Origin of the sequence: Bacteroides sp. Ga6A2 (genome assembly GCF_000702225.1) — a bacterium.
Taxonomy (GTDB): Bacteria; Bacteroidota; Bacteroidia; order Bacteroidales; family Bacteroidaceae; genus Ga6A1.
In genome coordinates this window covers 136993-158884 of sequence record NZ_JNKX01000008.1, presented here as the reverse complement: position 1 = coordinate 158884, position 21892 = coordinate 136993, and the positions used below count along the sequence as shown (strand labels likewise).

14 protein-coding genes and 1 pseudogene are annotated in these 21892 nt (G+C 44.2%); 3 read left to right on the top strand and 12 right to left on the bottom strand.

The genetic code is table 11. The features are described 5' to 3' along the window. The 6 genes from T538_RS0102260 to T538_RS0102235 are packed head-to-tail and all read right to left on the bottom strand — an operon-like array spanning position 1 to position 7628. Positions 1 to 1074 (bottom strand): DNA cytosine methyltransferase, encoded by a 1074-nt coding sequence (locus T538_RS0102260; RefSeq protein ID WP_031531887.1) that lies wholly within the window; start codon positions 1072 to 1074, stop codon positions 1 to 3. Continuing rightward, on the bottom strand, positions 1071 to 2216 hold the full coding sequence (locus tag T538_RS0102255) for a DNA cytosine methyltransferase (RefSeq protein ID WP_031531886.1): 1146 nt from the start codon (positions 2214 to 2216) through the stop codon (positions 1071 to 1073). The genes T538_RS0102260 and T538_RS0102255 overlap by 4 nt, the downstream gene beginning before the upstream one ends. After that, positions 2216 to 2749 (bottom strand): hypothetical protein, encoded by a 534-nt coding sequence (locus T538_RS0102250; RefSeq protein ID WP_031531885.1) that lies wholly within the window; start codon positions 2747 to 2749, stop codon positions 2216 to 2218. The genes T538_RS0102255 and T538_RS0102250 overlap by 1 nt, the downstream gene beginning before the upstream one ends. Further along, entirely contained in the window at positions 2746 to 3687 is a 942-nt protein-coding gene (locus T538_RS17525; protein WP_051655821.1) for a GIY-YIG nuclease family protein, read from the bottom strand. The genes T538_RS0102250 and T538_RS17525 overlap by 4 nt, the downstream gene beginning before the upstream one ends. Before the next feature lie 3 nt (positions 3688 to 3690). Then, positions 3691 to 5286: a DEAD/DEAH box helicase family protein gene (locus tag T538_RS0102240; RefSeq protein WP_051655820.1), complete on the bottom strand. Its 1596-nt coding sequence runs from the start codon at positions 5284 to 5286 to the stop codon at positions 3691 to 3693. Continuing rightward, entirely contained in the window at positions 5286 to 7628 is a 2343-nt protein-coding gene (locus T538_RS0102235) for an AIPR family protein (protein ID WP_051655819.1), read from the bottom strand. The genes T538_RS0102240 and T538_RS0102235 overlap by 1 nt, the downstream gene beginning before the upstream one ends. 1380 nt (positions 7629 to 9008) lie before the next feature. Between T538_RS0102235 and T538_RS0102230 the strand changes: the two genes are divergently transcribed. Beyond that, complete coding sequence (locus T538_RS0102230; RefSeq protein WP_031531879.1) at positions 9009 to 11423, top strand: TonB-dependent receptor; 2415 nt, start codon at positions 9009 to 9011, stop codon at positions 11421 to 11423. A 16-nt stretch (positions 11424 to 11439) separates the two neighbouring features. Continuing rightward, positions 11440 to 12546, top strand: a complete 1107-nt coding sequence (locus T538_RS0102225; protein ID WP_031540754.1) for a hypothetical protein — start codon at positions 11440 to 11442, stop codon at positions 12544 to 12546. A gap of 137 nt (positions 12547 to 12683) precedes the next feature. Here T538_RS0102225 and T538_RS0102220 read toward each other — a convergent pair whose 3' ends face one another. Next, positions 12684 to 12914 (bottom strand): hypothetical protein, encoded by a 231-nt coding sequence (locus T538_RS0102220; protein WP_155992956.1) that lies wholly within the window; start codon positions 12912 to 12914, stop codon positions 12684 to 12686. Positions 12915 to 13048: 134 nt separating this feature from the next. On the opposite strand from T538_RS0102220, the gene T538_RS0102215 reads away from it, so the two are divergent. Continuing rightward, positions 13049 to 14278 carry a glucuronyl esterase domain-containing protein gene (locus tag T538_RS0102215; protein WP_155992954.1) on the top strand — a complete coding sequence of 410 codons (1230 nt, stop codon included), beginning with the start codon at positions 13049 to 13051 and terminating at the stop codon, positions 14276 to 14278. A 64-nt stretch (positions 14279 to 14342) separates the two neighbouring features. Here T538_RS0102215 and T538_RS0102210 read toward each other — a convergent pair whose 3' ends face one another. The 5 genes and pseudogenes from T538_RS0102210 to T538_RS19190 form a co-directional block, all read right to left on the bottom strand. Next, a complete protein-coding gene (locus tag T538_RS0102210) occupies positions 14343 to 15665 on the bottom strand; it encodes a class I adenylate-forming enzyme family protein (protein ID WP_369794958.1) in 1323 nt (440 codons plus the stop codon). Next, on the bottom strand, positions 15662 to 15886 hold the full coding sequence (locus T538_RS0102205) for an acyl carrier protein (RefSeq protein WP_031531872.1): 225 nt from the start codon (positions 15884 to 15886) through the stop codon (positions 15662 to 15664). Before T538_RS0102205 ends, T538_RS0102210 begins: the two co-directional genes overlap by 4 nt. A gap of 12 nt (positions 15887 to 15898) precedes the next feature. Next, positions 15899 to 19261 (bottom strand): MMPL family transporter, encoded by a 3363-nt coding sequence (locus T538_RS0102200; protein WP_031531870.1) that lies wholly within the window; start codon positions 19259 to 19261, stop codon positions 15899 to 15901. Beyond that, the gene (locus T538_RS18745) at positions 19258 to 20400 is read right to left on the bottom strand and encodes a 1-acyl-sn-glycerol-3-phosphate acyltransferase (protein ID WP_231497054.1); all 1143 of its coding nucleotides are present in this window, start codon (positions 20398 to 20400) and stop codon (positions 19258 to 19260) included. The genes T538_RS0102200 and T538_RS18745 overlap by 4 nt, the downstream gene beginning before the upstream one ends. A gap of 633 nt (positions 20401 to 21033) precedes the next feature. Next, positions 21034 to 21891 (bottom strand): annotated as a pseudogene (locus T538_RS19190) (phytoene desaturase family protein); the annotation flags it as partial. Position 21892 lies beyond the last annotated feature (1 nt).

Here is a 21892-nt window from a genome sequence, read left to right as displayed (position 1 = left end):
TTACTCATGAATTATATTGTTTGTTATCAAATAGTATAGTACTGCGTAAATGACATTTACACTTACTGCATTTCCTGCCTGTTTGTAAAGAGCACCATTTGAGACACCTGCATTCTGACTATTAGTTGCAAACTGAGCTGGGAATCCTTGGAGCATAAATGCTTCTTGTGGAGTAAGTTTTCTAATATCGAGTTGTGCAAGCTGCTCTTTGGTATAATCAAGAACATGGTTTATTTCGCCATTAGACTCAATAAAGTCCTGGCTATAATAATTGTCTTGACATGCTCTGTGCATTTTGTGCATCGATGCTGTCAAGGTTCTTGCGATCAACTGATTTATATCTGAGTGTGATCTAAAGTTTGCAGACCCATCTGCCAAAATTGTTGGTTTCAATCTTTCTGACAAAAAGTATCTTTGCTCTGCGTTTCGCTCCAACACATCCAATGTTGTTTCATAGTGAGATACTCCCAAATGCTCAAAGTTCTCGTCAAACAAGGCTTTTACATTCTCTGGAGTGAAGTCCTCTGCGAAATCTTCTGGCACGTCTTCAGTCGTGGCAAAGATAAGCACTCGACTACGTTTCTGAGGAAGATGGAAGTCAACTGTATTGAATATGTTTGGAAATACATGATAACCTTCATTCTGTAATTCCTGTTCTATTCTAGCATAAGTATTACCATTATCATGACGATACAGATTCTTGACATTCTCCAACAAAACATATCTTGGATGTCTTGCATGAATAATATCCATAATTCTAAAGAACATCAGACCTCGGTCTTCATCGAATCCGGCTTGTTGCCCCATCACGCTGAAGGTTTGGCATGGAAAACCACCTGTCAACAGGTCGAAAGGAGCAAGAGCATCAATGTTTGCAGGATTAGCAGTAAAGGCAACAATGTCGCCCATGTCTGTTTCGCCTTCTACGTCATAATTAGTTTGATAAGTCTGCTTTGCCTTGGCATCAATCTCAGAATAGCCGACACATTCAAACGGCATAATTCCATCGTTCGTCAGAAGGTCTAACGCACGACGGAAACCGCCAATGCCAGAAAATAATTCTAAATGTGTCATTTCTTGTCAATAAATTTCATTATACCTACGCCTATGGCTCTTGCTAACTTTACAGGAACGGCATTTCCAACTTGGGCATACCACAAATTTTGGGCTCCTGTGAGAATATAGTCATCAGGGAATGTCTGGATTCGTGCAGCTTCTCTTGGACTCAAACCTCTGGCTTCCCACGGATGAATATACATGTTGCAGTCAAACTTCATGTGCGAAGTGATTGTCTTGCAAATTTGTGTTTCATCCAGTTTGAAGTACTTATCTTTGAAAATGTCGTTTCTTCTGCTGTAAGGCATTATGTCGGCAATGGACTCATGTAATGAGTTTGCACCTTGTGGCAATCTTCTATATATCTCAATATCACGCTCGTTGTTGTAGCGATTCTTGTGATTATAGAGTTTTGTTATTTTTCTGTCACCATTGATGAAATGGTAGAACTCAGAATCTACATATTCAAAATCCCTAACAGTAAAGCCAGATTGCTCATTTTCAATATCCTTTGCGCCTTTCTCTTTTCTTGCTTCAAGGTGAGGAAGTCCTTCAAGAGCGTCATGAAGGGTAAAAGCAGGTCGCTTCTGTTTATAGATTTCCTCAAATATATCTTTAGGATCGATGCCCATACGATTGCCAATCATGATGAAGCGTTCTCTGTTTTGAGGCACGCCATAATCCTGTGCTCTTAGTAGCATATAGTCAAATTGGTATTCGTCCCCAAGAAAATCATTGAAGTTTTGCTTTATTTCCTCAATTTTATTTGCCATACCCTTTACATTCTCCATGATGAAAAACTTAGGACGAACATGGCTAAGGAATGTCAAATAAGCCTTATATAGTTGGTTGCGAGGATCATCAAGAATTCTCTGGCGATTTGCCATAGAGAAACCCTGACATGGAGGTCCACCGCATACTAATGTTATATCGGACAAGTATTCTTTATACTTTTCGATATGATTATTGAGTTCATTGATATCACCAACATAGTAGTGGTCATCGCTTAACTCATGATTTCTTTTATATGTATTGCAAAATGTCTCAACAATCTCATTTACAAACCATGGCGTAAATCCAGCCTGTTCTAATCCACAGCTAAGACCACCACAACCTGCAAAGAGGTCAACCATCTTGTATTTTATTTTTTCAAACTTCATTACTTTTCAATTATGTCTTTCCAAAAATCAAACCTATTCAACTTCTTCTCTATTGTATCTGTGATTAAATTGTATTCTTTTTGATACACGCTATAAACTTTCATCTTTGAACACAGAAAATGCGCAAACAATTCATAGTCCTCTGACTCCTCTCTTATTAGCCAAAAAATCACCTCATGGTTCATTAATCCAAACCACACAAGATACCAATCATATCCTGGATCTTCATAGCAAAGTCTTCGGATTTCATCGACAATACTATCTCCCACATATCCTTTACGTATTTTGGGCGCATCAATTCGCCCGTCTTCTCGTAATATCATATCAAAATTACAACATAACGAGCAACAGTTATCTTTGTATATAAAATGAGCATCATCGACGATTTCACCATTACGAAGAAATGTCAATGTTTTAATACTCAACCCTATATGAGTTTGATTACTCAATGGTGAGCGTCCTAAATCGGCGTCTGAAAGCAATTTAACACCAATCATTTGTTCGGGATTTATGATATCTCTTAACAGACTCATTTTATTATTTTTGTTTTCCATCCTAATGCCTTAGCTATTCCAAGCACTGGAACGATATTATTTCTATCCCATTCAACACAAACCACAAACCGAATATCATCTCCACTAGTAAGCACATCTTTTGTAAAATAGTGAACATGGTCTTCACCTAATTTTTTCCAGTCTTTTGCACGTTCTATATCTGATTCTAGAAACTCATATCGACAAAACTGCCCAAGATAGTTTCTTTTGAAAGTAGCTTTTAATTCATTGAATGATGCAGTTGGATTCTGCTTTACAAACTCTTTGACAATAGCAAGTACCATTTCTCGCTTAGAGTATTTACCTTCATTATTTAATGATAAATAGACCTTACCACTAAGGTCTTCTTTTGTCAAATCAATTGGAACAGGCAATACTATTGGTTGTGCAGCTTCCGATGTGGCAGTAAGCGCTACGTTAGGTCTTCTTTCAAAGATGTCACATCCTACGAATTTCGCCAAAAACTGTACGTATTTGAAGAATTTCTCCGTCTTTGCTTTCTGCATCACGTTCATGTGTGGTTGCTTTGGGCTTTGGGTGTTCTCAGACAAATCACAAGATTTAACGTCTAACGCTTTGTTATACGCAAGGTATTCCAAGTGCTGAACCTCTGTTTTGCTAAGAGTATCATCATTGCTTCCAAGAAACACCAGCACCTCATCCCAGAAATCTTTCTTTGCCAAATGCTGAACAATACGTTTGTTGAAGTCATCAGTTTCACCAATGTAGGCTTTTCTGTTATCTTTGTTAAGCAAAACGTAAAGAGCTGGTTTCTTAAGGTCTTCATTGAAGTCTTTCAAAAACTCCGAATCATCCCTCTTGATATTGTATAACTTACACATACAATCATCCATACTCACTATACGCGAGCCATTTAGATCATCATTGTGCAAGTAAGTGTAAATGGTTGTAGCCATATCTTATATTCTTTCTAATTTGTCGTTAATGTAATAGCTTTCGCTATCAGTTGTATTTTTTACTTCAGCTTTGCCATCCTCAAAAGCACTAATCAAATAGTACTTCGGCTTGACTTTAACAACTCCGTTGCTCAGCATGATACCCCACTTGCCATTCAACTTGAAAGGGATGTAGCCTTTATAGTACGGGTGCATGTCTTCGTAAACAGGTGGAATGATGGTTCGGTTATTTCTGCTACAGATGCCATACTTACCTTGTTTTTTGAAAACATTGAAATCCCCAATGCCATGACCTGCATCTTCAGACTCAGCTTTTCGTATTTGCCGACCTCCTTCAGCATGTTCAACCAATGTCATTTGTTCATCACCTTCACTATAATCAGGCTCTCGTTCTTCAAAAACAATATCTTTAGTCAGACCTGTACCATCATTGTATACAAAAGGATCTGTCTCATGTCCAAGGAAATGATAATACCATCTGCGATTTGCCATTGGTGTTCCGAAGCGATTGTACAATCCAACGTTATCAAGGATAAGTCCTTTGTCTTTATCCTTCGATACGCGGAGTCCTCTACCAATCTGTTGCAGATACATGGCAAGCGACTTTGTAGGTCGAGCCAACTGTATGAACTCTATATCTGGACAATCAAAGCCCTCAGAAAAGATATTGACATTCACGATGACTTGCAATATTCCAGCACGAAATTTCTCCAACAATTCTTCTCTTTGCACCTTTGGTGTTGTTCCATCAATCATGGCAATACAAACTCCATGGCTCTGGTATGTGCTGAGTATGTTGGCTGCATGTTGGCGGTTGATGGCATAGATAATACCTTTTTTACCTTTGCAGAATTGACAATAGGCATCGTACAACTTGGCTCTGATGCTATCCTTGTCAAATCGGTTAATGAGTTCTTCTTCAAGGTAATCACCATCCACACCAAATCGGTCAATGGAGTTTATCTCATGCTGAATATCCGAATTTGGAGCAATAGAGATGTAGTCGTAATTACTCAAATACCCTTCTTTGACAAACCACTCGATAGGATGTGATATGATGATGTCGTCAAAGATTGAAGTAAATCCTGAGTGATCCATTCTCCACGGTGTCGCAGTCACTCCAAGTTTCTTGCTCTCGGGGTACATCTCCCAAATGTCCTGATAGCGAGGAGCCATAGCATGATGAGCTTCATCAATGATAATAAAGTCAAACTGTTCCTGCGACATCCTGTCTTTGTTACGAGCAGACATGAAGGTTTGGACCGAAGCCACCTGAACAATCTTCTCCAGTTGCTGAGGATGTCCACTCATGATTATACCGCTATCAATGCCACGTTTCGCAAGTTTATCAGTTGCCTGCTGTATCAGTTCTCTAACATGTGCAACAATGAGAATGTGCGAATGTTTGCGATTCTGGATAATCCAATTACATATGTCACGTACGATAGATGCAAACAGAATAGTCTTGCCTGTCCCTGTGGGCATCTGAACCATGACATTATTCATAGTGTCCCACTTGGAAAAGACAAGATGCTTTATCTCTTTCTGATAACAGAAGAGAATTGAATCATGCGTTTCTATATCAGAATAGCGTACCATTATTCTTCCCAACCAGCTGTACGCGCCTTTTCAAGCACATTCATAGCATATCTAGCTTGTTTGTAAGTGAGTTCTTTACCACGCTTGCACCAATAATATATACTACCCATAAATGCAGTATCACGAGGTGAAATCAAGCCAGTTTCTTTACCCCATATATTGATATCATGCCATGTTTCGTAGTCATAACTGTTTGCAGTTTCTACCATGTGCATCATTGATGGGGTCAGTTCGATTTCCTTTTCTTTAGAAATGATATTTGAAGGGATTGTTATGTTCCTATTAAAAGGTTTAGCGCATAGTGAATTCCAACAGCTTATTTTCTTTGTATATTCGCCAATGTTAGAACCAGTTTCAACATCCATTATATGCTCCCAAATCATTGGTTCAATCTTTGCAACAATTTGCATTACAGAATAAAGTGTTGTGGCTTTGATGCTACTTATGTCTGTATCAGTTATTGACTTAACCACCCACTTGTTTACTTTTCTTCCGTTTGCTGCAAATTGAGAAGTCTTTACTTTGTATGTAACGCTTCCGTTTCCAGCAAGCAGTTTTGCAATAACGGATGACATATCACCTCCTATCTCATTATAAACGGAAGGAGTGATAACGCATTGTTCTTTCCATATAGTTTCTAGATCAAGAGATTTGTTTGTCAGATAAGACAAAACAGCAAGTGTATAAGCTACCATATTGGATTTATACCCCATAAGCTTTATACCATCTTTACCATAGTAGGCATCAATTGTTCTAAAAAGAATACATTTTGCTATTGTCTGCTTATAAGTTCGTTCATCCACACGAAATTTTGAAAGCACCATTTTCTTGAAAAATGCAGTATAGCACTTTTCTCCACCTGTACATACGATATGAGGTTCTTGTTCCCATGCTAGTATATACTTGGCTAGCATAGTCTTATCAAACATCTGAGTCTTAGGGTATTCTTCATAATACTCTTTTTCCTCACGAGCATTAGCTGTATGTTTTGCCTTATCCATATACTGACCGCGAGTACGCTCAAAGAACCACTTTGAAATTTCTTTGTTTTGAGAATTCTTTACCCACACAAGACGTGACTGTTGCTCGAGTTCTTGAAGGAATGGCTCGTTTATGCCAAAATCAGATTTCTTAACAGCGGACTGTGTGTTGGCAAACTGCGAGATTCGAGGCACAAGATCTTCCTTGGCTTCCTTCTTTTTGATAACAGACACCTTCATGGCAACAAACACCTGCTTAATCATTTCAGGATCGGTGTCCTTCATCTTCATAACGGCACTAATGCTTGCCGTTGTCTGACCACCATTCACAATCTGCCAATCTGTAATCTTAACGATAACAGGTCCTTGCTCAGTATCACGTATCTCTATATCTGTAGCAGTTGTAGAAATACCATTGTTGTATGAAAAGAACATATCAGGTTCTGCAGGACGCTCTTTGTCGCCCTTTGCCTTCTGTGCAGCAGTAGGCTTGTGTCCAATCAAAGTATCACGGATACCCTTGTTGCTCGCCCCCTTGAACTGAAGGAATGTACGAACATTCTGTTCAAGAATATGTTGATGATATAGGTTGTAAACCTTCGATAGAGTTTCTCCCGGTATAATAGCAAGATAGCATTCTACACGATTGGACACATCCGGCATCTTGATACAAGGAAGCGGACAGAAGCCCTTATCCTCAAAATTTACGACTACGGCTTCCTTGCCACGAAGAATATCATCGTGCTTTTTTATGCGCCTCACATCCCAAAGATGGTACTCCATCATCGTTCCTTCATCAGTTTCCTTCTCGTCTAATTCCAAGTTGGAAGGAATTATTGCATTGGTCATCAGGAACATCCTCACACGATCAATCTTCTCGGCTTCATTTATCAATTGTGCAATCTGATAGAGGTCACTACGTTTGTCGGTAATACGCGAGAACATAGTGCCAGAATGAGAACGCTCGAAGAACTTCTCCATCCACTTGAAGTGTCGTTCAATCTCCGACTTAGGTAAAGTATTGCTCTTTTCTGGGTCAACAAGTACTGTAAGGAAAAGGTCTATAGAGGTCATGTCTTCGTCTCCGCTATATCCCCAAGCGTCAATAGCCTCACCATTACCTGAATTAAAACTACAAAAGTTAACATCGTTTACATCACCAACATTTTGGATATACTCAACCATCATTTCGGTAAGAGCCTGTTTGGGTTCTTCATAACCGAATATTATCTCGTCACTTTCAGCTTTGAACGATTCTAGTTCAGAAAGTTCTTTTTCGATAACCTTCTGTACCGTACTATTCACACCATCATCAACCTTTGCAGGCTTAAAATCGTCGAACTCTTCAAATTGTTCAGCCATATCGATATTTTGTTTTTATTGACTTATCAAAATTGTCTTGGACAGGAACTTTTATCCCATCTTTCATTCTCAAAATCTTACACTATGAGTGCAAAGATAAAAGGATGTAGTTCCAAATCATGGGACAAGCTTTATTTACCAGATGTTTCTTGTTCATTTCAATGACAGGCAATACATCAAAGCAACAAGGTCATTTAAATCCACTTCGAGCACATTCACAATCAGCACTTTGTCTCAAATTGTATGATTTGTACACCACTTGCTAACTATCGCTGAATACCTATCTACTTGTCCGAACAACCACTTATTGTTTTTTTGCATTTTCTGCAAGCATTACATTGATACATTAATCTTGCGTTCCCATACTTTCATTGTAATACGCAAAAATAATAAAAACAATTCAATTTTAAGTCAAAAAAAAATAAAGAACCATTAAAAGTCATCTTTTTTTGTGTGTTTTCAGCTGTTTTATGTGTTTTTACTATTTTACTCCTCATTATAAGATTACAGAATTAAGAATTTGACATGACACGCCCTATACATCAGCATACTTATCAAAATCCAAAAATGTCAACTGTCTATTGCTATTGCTACATTGTAATTTTCTGTTAAGAGTTATCCTTTTCCGATTCTCAAGCATTAGTCTACCCTTATAATAAACTCTTCTCCGTACCTTTCAACATACCCATCACCTACCCTACGTATACCTTGAACGTTACTTCATCGTACCTTGAACGTTACTTCCTAACATTTTGTATTTACCAAAAGACAAAATACTCCTTTTTTTCTACAATTATGATTTTTGAATTGTCCATTGTCAACTGTGAATTTTGAATTATGAATTGTAATTATTCGTCGAACCTTCCCCCTTGCTACCGTCTTGCTATCCCCTTACTATCCCCTTGCTATCCCCTTGCTACCTTCTTGCTACCCCCTTACTATCCCCTTACTATCCCCTTACTACCCCCTTGCTTCAATTCAAATTTCTACTTTCACAGAACTTACCATTCACCTAATCTGGCTATTCCTTGCATATAGCTTACATATAGCCAACATATAGCTTACATATATCCTACATATAGCTTACATATACCCTGCATATACCTTGGCACTATTTTGTATATACAAAAAGACAAAACACCCCACTTTTTCTTCCATTATGAATTATAAATGAATACCTTGCCTCTACTTTCCTTGGACGTACCTTGGACGTACCTTGGACGTACCTTGGACGTACGAACAATTTCTGACGAAATTGTTCGTTATAAATTCCTAATTATCAATCGATTCAGTTTTTTCAACTTTCAAATTTCAACTTTCAACTTACTAATTGTCAATTTTCAATACAAAATAAAAAGCCGTTTTACGCGTTATGTGTATATGCTAAACAGACTAAGATACAGCATTCTGCTGCTGACAATAATATTCACTCATTTTACCGATGCTGCCGCACAAGGCACATCAAAGCACAAAGCCAAGATAACAGGAATCGTTACCGACGAGAATCACGACCCTATCGAACTGGCTACCGTGCGCATTGAAAAGCCCGTGCTCGTAGGCACTACGACCGACTTGCGGGGGCATTACTCCATATCGGTCGATACGCAAGACAGCGTTACAGTTATCTTCTCGATGATTGGCTACCGCACCAAGAAGAAAACGCTGCGCAGACCAAAGGGAATAATCGCGCTCAACGTTACGATGCTGCCGTCGGACGTTGAGCTTGAGGGCGTTACGGTGAGCGAGGTGCGCCGACAAACCACCTCGACCCAGAAACTCGACATAAAAGACCAGAAACTGATGCCCGACGCATCGGGCGGAAGCGTAGAATCGTACATCGCAACGCAAGCCGGAGTATCATCGAACAACGAACTGAGTTCGCAGTACAACGTGCGAGGCGGCAGTTTCGACGAGAACAGCGTCTACATCAACGGCATTGAGGTGTACCGTCCTATGCTCATCAGTTCGGGACAGCAGGAGGGTCTGAGCATCATCAACCCCGACATGGTTAGCGACATCGGCTTCTCATCGGGCGGATTCGAGGCTAAATATGGCGATAAAATGTCGTCGGTGCTCGATATAACTTACAAGAAAGTAAAGAAATTCGAGGGAAGCGCAAATCTAAGTATGCTGGGCGGAGGCATCTACGCCGGATTCGGAAACAAGCACTTCAGCATGACGCAGAGCGTGCGATACAAGACAAACCGCTATCTCTTGGGAACACTCGACACAAAGGGCGAATACAACCCTAACTTTGTTGACTATCAGAATTATACAAGTTGGTCGCCAAACAAACGATGGACCATCGACTTCATCGGAAACTACTCGCGCAACAGTTACAAGTTCAAGCCGTCGGACAGAACGACAACCTTCGGAACACTCGACGACATAAAGGAATTCAAGGTTTATTTCGACGGTCAGGAGAAGGACTTGTTCAGAACCTACTTCATGACGGCGAGCATCACGCGCAAGTTTACCGAACATACGTTCATCTCGCTTCAGGGAGCGGCATACAACAGCAAGGAGCAGGAAACATACGACATCCAAGGCGAGTACTGGCTCAACAACGAGGGTATGGACGAGAGCATAGGCGTTGGAACATATAAGGAGCACGCGCGCAACTATCTGACAACAAACGTGAAGAGCGTAACGCTTAACGGTCAGGTAAGAAAGAAGGCGCACGAGATAAGATGGGGCGCGCTACTTAAACACGAGGTTGTCGACGAGAAGATGAAGGAATGGGAGATGCGCGACTCGGCAGGCTATTCTCTGCCACACTCCGACAGCCAGCTGCGACTGATTTACAACCTTAGCAGCAACAACGAACTAAGCTCTAACAGATACGAACTTTATGCACAGGACACTTGGCGAATGAACAACGACAAAGGTATGTTCACCATCAACTACGGACTGCGCTACGCTTACTGGGACTTCAACAGAGAGAGTATCGTAAGTCCGCGACTATCAGTCGGTTTCATTCCAAAGAAGAACGAGAATTTCACTTTCCGTTTTGCCACCGGACTGTACTATCAGGCTCCTTTCTACAAGGAGCTGAAGGACACCACGATGGCAGCCAACGGCAACGCCACGGTTACGCTAAACTCCGAGATAAAGAGCCAGCGAAGCATTCATTTCGTTCTGGCTGGCGACTACAAATTCAGAATGGCAAACCGTCCGTTCAAGTTCACAACCGAGATTTATTACAAGATTCTGAGCAATCTCAACCCATACAATGTTGATAATCTGAAGATTACTTACTACGGAAAGAATCTGAGCAAAGGCTATGCCACAGGTATCGACATGAAGCTGTTTGGCGAGTTTGTTCCGGGAAGTGACTCGTGGCTCACGCTGTCGATAATGAAGACCGAAGAGACGCTTTTCGGCAAGAAGATTCCTCGTCCAACCGACCAGCGCATGAATCTGTCGCTCTACTTCACCGACTATTTTCCGGGTACGGACAAGTGGAAGATGAGTCTGAAACTGAGTTATGCCGGCGGTCTGCCGTTCGGTCCGCCACACACCGGACGCGAGACGCAGTTCTTCCGCACGCGAGCCTACAGGCGCGCCGACATTGGCATGAGCTACCGTCTGCTCAACAACGAGGAGCACGACATACGCACGGGCATAGCATCGAAGATGCGCAACGCATGGATTGGCATAGATGCCTTCAACCTCTTGAATATCAACAACGTAAACTCATATTTCTGGCTGACGGATGTAACTAACAACCAGTATGCCGTGCCAAACTATCTTACTGGCAGACAGATAAACGTAAGGCTTCTGCTTGAGTTCTGACAAAAAAACAAAGACTATGTGGAAAGAAACGAAAGTTGTTAAGAACGTTGAATATTACAATTTTGATGCCCGATTTGGTGTCTATGCAACCACAGATAGAGGTGATAAATCCATCCTTCATATTGGCGATAAGGAGATTGCGCTAAATAAGGTTCTTTGTGTTAGGAGTTATGGTGACAAAGAACTTGTTCTGGTAAGAGACGGATCGGGGGGGTATGACTCTATGTTGTATACAAAAGAAGGTAAACTTCTTAATGTGGTAAATAATACGATTCCTTCAAGTTATAACACGAATCTTCGTTATTTGAATGTTTTCATGCTTGGGGGAGATGATTATGATGGATGCTATAATCTTGTGGATATAGAAACAGGTATGGCTATATTCAAAGAGTATGTTCATGGTAGAGAACTATTTGTGTTCAACGATATGATATTTTCAAACCGAGACAATACGATTATTCGCTACGACTGGGACGGCAGCATTATGTGGCAGCATAACTACGAGCCAGATTTTAATGTCAAGATTAATTTAGGTTTCGTTATGGAAGGCGTTTGTGGTGGCAAACTTTGGGTAAAATCAGAACTGGACAGACATGAAATTCTACTTGCCATAGATGTGAAGACAAGTGAACTTGTAAAGGCATTTTCTGATTTCGATGAAGATACAAATTTGCCACATTGCAATTTGGGCAGGATTTCTGGTGTGCATCTTAATTGTAAAAACGACCAGATTTTGCTATCAGCGAGTGTAAATCACAAACCCTATATGATAATTTTAGATGCAAAAACTCTTGAAGTCGCAGAAAAAAAAGAACGTACAATAAATTATGACTATTCAGGTGGGGAAGAGTACGGTTTTAGAATTTCAGAATTTTGTGGAGATTACATTTCTGTTAAGATAGGAACATATAATAGTGATGTTAGTAATAAATCAGGATTTGTAGTTTATAATTACAAAACAAAGAAAGTTATTTTAGCACACAGATTGTTTACTCCAGAACAAGCTCAAAAAGGCTTGGAAATAAGTCCTCTTTCTCCGTTACATTATTCTCCTAATAGCAGTCGAATTATGATTCATGACTGTTGGAATACGCTTCACATCTTCGAAGATGTAAAAGAATAACAACAAGCACCTTTGCTCAGCTGAATAGCAGTTTGGGGCACTCCTTCAGAGTGCTTGCCGTTGATGGCGTCTTATACCGCAGGTCGTTCCAACCTACGGTTACTGAGCGGAGACGCTTTCAGCGTCTGTAGTGGGTATTATCTCCGTCGATAAACCAACTCAAGCATCTTCTTCCCGAAATGAAAAAGGAATACGAAGTTTGCTGCTAATCCTTCGGGATGCCTTCGGGTTTCGTTCGTGATTTTCATAGTTAAGCCTAAATTTCCACGCTCGACCTTTGTTCGGTGGAGTCCCTTCAGCACAAGCGAACAGAATTCTATCGGCATATTCGGCTTAACAAAAGGATAGACTTCACATTTTTTTAACACAAAATAATGGAGTTTTGGTAAAAAAATGTATTTTTGTGGCAAGTCTGTTCATTTCTTCACACCTAACAGAAGTTCAGACAACAGAAAACAGATAGTTTTCACTTGATAATCATAAAAATCTAAAAATGACAAGTATGGAAAAAAGCTTAGTATTATTGACTGGCGCGTTGCTGTTCTCATCGTTGGCATCGGCGCAAAGCACTCTGCCGCTGGTATTTGGCAAGGAGAATACCGGCAAGGCAATAAAAAAGCCCAGCACCGCACCGGCACAACTATCGTACAACAATGAGGCTCTCCCCGACCCGTTTATCTATCAAGACGGCACCTACAACGCCGACTACAAAGGTTGGGAACGCCACCGCAACGAAACCGCCCGAATGGTGCAGGATTACGAAATAGGACCTATCCCCTCGTTCAAAAAAGTTACCGCCACCTACAACGCCGCCGAAACCACCATTAATATAAAGGTGGATACCAAAGTCGGAAGTTTGGAGTTTTCGTCAAAAATAATCATTCCCGAAGGCAACGGACCTTTCCCCGTAATTATCGGAATGAATATGCCCTCAGGCAGCATTCGTCCCGAATTTGTAAAAGGCTGCATACTTGTTCCGTTTAAGCACGACCAAATTATCAAAAGCAGTCATCAGGCTGTAAGAGACAGTGCCGCAGCATTTTACAAATTATTTCCTAACTATAAGAACACCAGTGGAAACTATTCGGGATGGACTTGGGGAATCAGCCGCCTAATCGACGCGCTCTACCAAGTAAAAGACCAAATCAACGCCGATGTAAACCATATTGCCGTAACGGGTTGCTCATACGCAGGCAAAATGGCTATGTTTGCCGGAGCATTCGACGAGCGCATCGCCCTCACCATTATTCAAGAATCGGGCGGCGGCGGCATCAACTCGTGGCGTGCAAGCGACTATCACACAGCCACAACCAATGTTAATGTAGAACGTGTGGAAAACACCAACTACTCTTGGTTCGCCCCCTCGTTTAAGGACAAATTCAACGGAAAACTCAACACTCTGCCCTACGACCACCATCAGATTATTTCGATGATTGCACCCCGCGCTGTCTTGGTTCTTGGCAACTCAGACTATCCGTGGCTCTGCGACTATTCGGGATACGTTTCCACAGCAGCCGCCTCCAAAGTTTGGGACAAATTTGGAATCTCCGACCGTTTTGGCTACGTGTTTGAAGGCGGACATCCTCACTGTATGGCGTGCGACTCCGAAAACGATGCCGTTAAACGCTTTGTAGAAAAATTCCTCTTCAACAAACCCTCCGACACCAACATCCGCAAAGCCGACGAATTTAAAGACACCGATATGAACAGGTGGATTGGAGGATGGAAATAAAACAAATCATTCGGCTCTCTTGGTTTGAAGAAAGCCGAATGATTGTTCTTTCATATCAGAAAATCTACAGATAATATTTTCTGTTGAGTTTACCATTATAAGTGCGCTGAATCTTCTCTTCGCGAGAGTAGAACATCGGCACTTTGTAGGCTTCGAGTTTCGATTTAAGGAACGAAGCAAGAGCCTTCAGGTCTATTTCGCAACCGTCTGGAGCAACGTATAGAAGTTTCGTGACCGTACCGAGTACCGGATGCTGCGCCGCGATGCAAATGCAGTCGGCAATACCGTCGAAAGCCATAGCCGCGTCCTCAACCTCGGAAGGCGAAACCTTGAATCCGCCGACGTTTATGATGTCATCGGCACGACCGGTAAGATGCAGCCTGCCGCACTCGTCAATCCGTCCGCAGTCTGCTGTGTAGATGACGCCGTTGCGCATCACGCGCGCCGTCATCTCGCTGTCGCCAATATAGCCGCTCATAAGCGTGTCGCCCGAGCAAGCCACCGAGCCTTCGTCGGTAATAAAGAATTTTGAATGTTTCATCGCTTTTCCGAGGCAGCCAGCCACGCACACATCCGAGTTGTAGTTGTGCGTTGCGATGATGCCCGTCTCGGTAGACGCGTATGTGTTGTAAAGGCGCGAATTTGGCAGAAGAGCGCAGAGTTTTTCCATATCTGCCTGAGAGATTGGAGCCGCGCCAGTCTCGACAAAATCAATCTTGTGCGCAATGGCTGAAAGTTGCCGCGAAGAGAACTGAACCAACATTCGGATGCTTGCAGGAACGAGAAACGTTGCCATCTTTTCCGACGGATAGTCGAACGCCTTGAAAAAAACGTTCATATCCTTCATTCCGTCGATAATATAGAGAGTTCCGCCTACGAGCAAGGTTGGATAAATCTTAGACAGACTACCGATGTGATTGAGCGGACCGTTGACAACGAACGTAACATCGTGTGCAAAGCCCTGTGCATCAATCAGATTCTCAGCATTGGCTATGATTGTGCGATGGCTAATCATTACGCCCTTAGACATGCCTGTAGTACCTGTGGTAAAGAGCACATCGGCAATCTCGTCAGAAAAATTCTCGGCGGCTACAATCCGCGTAATCTGTTCAAGACGCGCCTCGGGAATGTCTTTCTCAACAGGCACAGCAACGCATCCGGCTTTGTGAATGGCAAAATATCGCACTATGAAATCGGCGTTCTGCGTGTTCTTAACCACAATGCCAGAGCCTTTCGCATAACCGTCGGACCGCATTATCGCCGCCGACTCGGCATCAATCTTGCCAAGCAAATCGGCATAAGAAAGGTGCTCGCCGTTGTAGACGGCAGCAGTTTTGTCGGGATATTGTGCCGCGTTCTGCGCAATAAGGTCAATCAGACGAATCATTTTTCCTTCAGTTTTTCCTCGACCATCTTGACGATACTGTCGATGTTTCGGAGATTTTTAGGAGTTGCATCGGTTGATTCGAGATGAATTCCGAACTCTTCGGAAAGCACCATCAAAATGGTTGTAACGCCGAGCGAATCTAACTCGCTGAACAAAAAATCAGAATCCAAATCGACTATCGGCAAAGCGTCAGTCAATAATTTAACAATCTTTTCTTTCATATATTTTATTCGTTATTTTTTCAAATTTATAACCAAGGCAGAATCATCTGCCAAACACGATTCCACAACTTCTACATTCGGTGCCACCTCGCCGATGCAGTTCTGCGCAACCGTGCGTTTGTCGGCATCAGCCTCAACGGCAACAACCTGAACATCAGGATGAACGAGGGCGAAAAGCAATGCTGCCTCACCGTATCCAACGCCGTTAATCACCACCTTTGCGGCAGAAACAGGAGCATCTACGATGACTGAATAGTTTCCGTTGCGCTTCAGATTCCTATTTACCGAACGCATTATATCAACGCCGCGATACATGTACAAATCTTTTACAAGACCGACGAAATAATTTGATTTCTCGATATTTCGGCAAAGTTCATCGTATCGGGCAGAAATCTTTTCGGGAACCGAAGTATCTGAATACGAGACCTTCTTCTCGACCGAAATCGTGACAGTTCCGCTGTTGATTACGAGGCTCTCGTCTGATATTATCTTGTCCGAGCCGTGAATCACAACTGGCAGAATATCAGCCTTCAGGGTCTTTGCAACCTCGCAAGCCGAGGCTTCGTCTGTTAGCAGAGCGACCGAGCAACCAGCACCGAGCAAGACATCAACGTTGTCGCACGAGCATCCGCACAGCCAAAGGAAGATTTTTTGCCAGATTGATTCAGGCATCTTCGACTTCAAAATTATGTTGCGATTTAGCGCAACGATGAGCATGGCATCGAGCATTGAACGATGGTTGAAGACCACGACAGAGGACTTTCTGAACGCATCATTCGCGGCTTTTATCCGCTTGATTTTCATCCCAAAGAGAAGTCTGATATTGAATCGATGAAGCAACGATATTCCGCTGTTTCTGAGCGACATTCGCATCGGGCGAAGCATGGCAATAAGCGGTATTTCGACAACAAGAAGAATGCCAAGTAGAAGCGTGCTGCACGCGCTGGCAAGCGAAACAGGACGCTTTGGCGCGGTTACTATGCCGAACAGCAATGGCGGCAGAAGATATGCCATGAAAACCACACAGAACATTCCGATGATGGTGACGATGGCGAGCGAGAAAAGTGCCGGATGCTTTGCCACAACAAGCGTTCCGATGCCCACAAACATTATCAGAGCCGACTGAATAATGCTGCTCTTGTACGATGCCAGAATCGGCTTTCGGTAGGCGTATTCGCTCTGGCAGCCTTCGGTCATGAATATGGTGTAGTCATCGCCTTGTCCGAAGATGAATGTGGCGAGAATTATGTTTACGATGTTGAATTTGATGCCGAAAATGGCCATTATGCCGAGAATCCAAACCCAACTGACCGCCATTGGCAAAAACGACAGAATGGCGAGTTCTATCCGTCCGAACGAGAACCAGAGAAAGAAGAATACGATGAGCGAACAAGCCCAGCCGATGTAGTTGAAATTGTCGGAAAGGCTGTCGGAAATCGCGCTGTTCATGCTCTGCACGTCGAAACTATGCGAGAAGAGAGCCTCGACCTCGCCCACCCTACTTTCATCAACTTTCAGAATATCGACAACGGAACACTTCGATGTTTCTTTGTCGAAACTCAGATTACCGCTGAAAACCTGCTGAGTGAGCGGCGCAAAATATTCGAAAGGCTTGGCTGAAAGCGAGGCTGTGTCGGCAACAAGCATCTGAAATTCGCTGAAGGCATCTGCGCTGAATCCGGCTTTTGCCGATTCTTCGGAAAGAACGCGCCCGAAGACATCGCGATGCTCGCCAACAAAACGTTTCCAGCGTTCTATACGGCGATTTTGCTCGCTTTCCGAGGCGATGAACTGGCGCACTCCGGCATGGCTCGCAACCGTTCCGGCTGAGACGAGGCTGTCGATTGCCGATTGCTTCTTCTGACTCTCGGCAAGCGCGCCGTCGAAGGTCGAATCGGACGAAACGACATAGACCGTCTGCACGTTCGTAGCTGAATCGCCCGACAGAATCTGCTGGAAATAAGCCATTTCCGAGCGTTGCTCGTCGGTCATATAGTTGATGTTCGCCATGTTCGAATCGAACTCAGCACCAAAACTGAACCATCCGAATACGAGCGTAAGAATAACCACAAGGCGGACGATGCCTCTGTATTCTTCGGGGCAGAATCGGGCAAGGAGGTCGAGCATCTTCGTCTCGCTACCAGCAGCCTTAATTTTCACGAAGTGAGGTAGATACACCACCACAAAAAGGATTGTTCCGACAAGAAGGAATGATGCAAAAAGTCCGAGGTCGCGCAAGGCGGTAGACTGTAACGGCACGAGCGCCATGAACGCTCCGACGGTGGTGATATTGCCAATCACAAGCGGAACGAAAATCTCTTTCATCGCGCTGCGAACGTTCCTTTCGTGCCCAGAATGAACAATGAGATGCAGCGGATAATTGACTGCTATTCCGAGAATTACGCTCGAAATACCAATAACAATAATCGATGCGCTATCGTTTAGCAAGGCAATCGCGCCAAGGGCGAAAAGCCAGCCCCATCCAACGGAAAGCAGAATGAGCACGATGTTGCGAACCGAACGTAACGAATAGAGCAACAGCCACATTATCAGCACCGAAGTAAGAGCCACGGCAATGAGGCTGTCGTTTTTTATCTGCGAAGCGTTTCCGACGGCAATCTCGGGACCGCCAACAACGGTTGCATCGGTCTCGGGGAAAGCCTTCCGGGTGTCATCTACCGACTGCTTCAGAAGTTCGGTAAGACGCGCGTTCATATCGGTCTCGCTGTTGCCGAAAGGCGATGTGAGCATAACAATGGCACGGCTCATGTCGGGCGTAAAGATGTAGCCATCGTGCATCTCGAACTTCATGTTGCCCGATGCACCGTGAAGACTCGAAACCACCGGCGCGAAAAGTCCAAGGGGGTCTTTTGACATGTTTTCAGACAGCAAATCGCCCGTCGGGAACAAGAGCATCTCGCGGTCGGCAGCCATCCTCTGGCGCACAAAATCGGGCTGTGCCAGAAGGCTGTCCATGCGGCTGTAATCGGCATCCGTAAGAAAATACGGAATGTTGCCGTAGACAAATTCAGATGTTTCGGACAGTTTGTCGAGGTCGAATTTCGTTGTCAGGTCAGAGCACCAGCCAAGAGTGTCGCGCTCTCTTACGCGCTCCTCAAAGTAGTCAATCTGACTGATTGTGCTGTCGGCATCCGCCGTATTGCGGAAGACGACGAACAGGCGGTTTGCGCCAGATATGTTCTGATACACGGCAAGCGACTCTCTGTCCGACGTTCCAACGGGAAGAAAATCGCTTATATCTTCCTTGTACGAAAGGCGGACGACAGAGGCTACAAGCACTATCGTAATGAGTGCCAGCGATGCAAAGAGCATCGGCTTGTGCTTGCTGAAATAATCGTATATCCGTAAAATCATTTTCGATACAAATTCTTGCTGTCAACCGGGTTTGCATAGATGCCGAGGAAGATGCGGCGCATCTCGGCAATGTCGTTGCCATCGGCATACTGCGACAAGCCTTCGAGATGGCGCACGAAGGCCTCTTTCTGAGCCGCGTCGTACTTATCGGCATATTCGTCGGCAGAATTAAGCATATCGTGGGCAATAAAGTTGTTTTCTGAAAGATGATAAGCCGCACAAATACGACTGTCTATCAGCTCAGCCACGCGCTTGTTGAACTCCTTCGGGGCGCACGATGATGCCACGGCATTAAGTTCGTCGGCCGTGAGGGGCTTGCAGAACTCTATGTGCACGCGTCCCTTTGGCTGTACGATGCCCGTGATGATGCTGTTCAAATCCTCGCCCGGCTTCTTGGTGTAAGGACCTTTCTGGCGGAGATAGAGTTCGAGAGCCTTCAGATAGTCGCACGTCTCCCACTCGTACGAGATGGCAATCGGCGCGATGTTCAGTTCGGCGAGCGACTCGGCAGGATTCGTTCCTCGGCCGCTCATGCCAAACATCTTGATGATGCCTTGGTCGGTGCGGTCTATGCCGTCCTTTGTACGACCGTTGCGCTGCGCAATCCATACAGACTGCTTCTTTGCCGTGAGAACCGTGCGGATATAGTCGGACAGATGCGCCGACGACTTGTAAAACTCCTTGATGTTTGTGCTCGGTCTTTCAACGCGGAACATCTTGTTCGATTTGCCTATGTCGATGACCAGTTGTCCTTGCATCAGATTTGCGCCGAAGGTTATCTCGCAAGTATCCAAGCCATTGTCCGTCAGCACATTCTGAAGGAGCGACGCGTCGAGCATTATGTCGCGATGGTTGGAGATATAGAGATAATTCTTGTCCTTGCTTATATTTTCTATTCCTCCGAACGAGAAATCGGTTGTGCTGCGCTTCAGAATCTGCTTGTTTGCCCAATACATAACGCCAAGCTGAAAGTCGCGTACGGTTTTGTAGCCGGCAACCTCGGCACGCACCTCCTCGACATCTCTGTCGGGAAAGACGAAGCCGGCGAGCATTCCGAACGATTCGCTCTGCGCAATACGCTGCATCGCCGCCGGAATCTCGTCCTCAGAATAAGGGCGTATGTCGTCAAAATCCATCATATTTATCTTGTCAATAACGTGATTCAGTCCGAGGATAACCTCGCTCGTAGTTATCGCCGTAAGCGGAACTCCGCAGAAGCCGTGCAAGTTGCAGTTCTGCCCCGTGAGCAGAAGGTTCTTTATCTTAGTCACAACCGGGACCTGCGAAAGCACTATATTTCGGCAATCCTTTGAGAATCCGCACATTCCGCCTTCCTTTGCGCCGAAATAGTCGCGAATGGTGAGCGGCGAGGCGGTATTTATCTTGTCGATATAATTTCTGAAATCGGGAAAAATTTCCTCAATCTGGCAGATGAGTTTTTCCTTGCACTCCTCTTTCCAAGCTTCGTAATCCGCGCCGCGATTGCCAACCTTAGTGTTCTCCCATCGGCTTACATAATGCCACGGCATCGGGGCGGTGATGATTACCTTCGTTGCAAACTCGCCCTGATTCTGGTTTGGAGGAGTCATGAAGAGGAATCCGCGAGGCCAGCCGTTGTCGTCGTTGCCGAAGTTCCATATTTCGGCATACTTGCTCATGTAGTAAGCCGTGTGGTTGAAGTAGCGGAACGTGCCGGGCTTAAGCTTTATGTTGAGCGTGAAAGCCGAATACGAGTTCGGGATGCTTTCGAGACGCGTTCGGTATGCCTTCGGAAGAGCCTTCTCATCGTCGAGCAATTTTATCAGCGCGCACGGATGAATGTCGGAGATGTAATAGTCTGCCTCAAGTTCGAGTCCCTTCTGCGTACGAATCTTCGAAACCATTCCACCGGCGGTGAGAATCGTCTTTACGCCGTCGGAAGTGACGATTGTTCCGCCATTATCGGTAATGACCTTGGCGAGAGCATCGGCAAAATGATGCGAGCCCCCCTCGAACCTGCTCGGACCTTTTATGTAGAGCACCGATATTATGGCGTGTACGAATGCCGGAGTGCTGTCGTACCTGCCCGAATACATCGGATTCATGTAAGCCACCACGCTTCGCAGTTTCTCGTCGCTGATGTACTTGGCAATGAACTCGGATGCCGAAAGCATGAACTCCTCGGAGTGCATTTTCATTTGCAGCGTCCTTCGCCTGAGTCTGAACAAATCGAGTTCGTCGGTTATGCGGAACATGGCATCGACATACCGTTTCAGATTGTCGCGCTGATGCGGAAAATATCGCGACAGCGTATCGACATATTCCTCGCGTCCGCAGGCTATATCGTAATATTTCTTGTCTTCCGAAAAATAGAGTCGGTCAATGCAGTTGCGGTCAACATTCTTTATTCTGATGCTGTCGGCAATGCCCAGATAGCGGCAAATTTTCCTGATGCTTCCGTCGTTCCCCATTCCGGCAATGACGTGCATTCCGGTGTCGAACACCTCGCCAAAGCGCACGAAACTCTGCAAGCCGCCGCCGACAGTCTGGTTCTTCTCGACGACGGTTACTTCAAGTCCCTCCTTGGCAAGGATTGCTCCGGTAAACAATCCTCCCAGTCCTGCGCCTATTATGACTACCTTCTTGCCCATC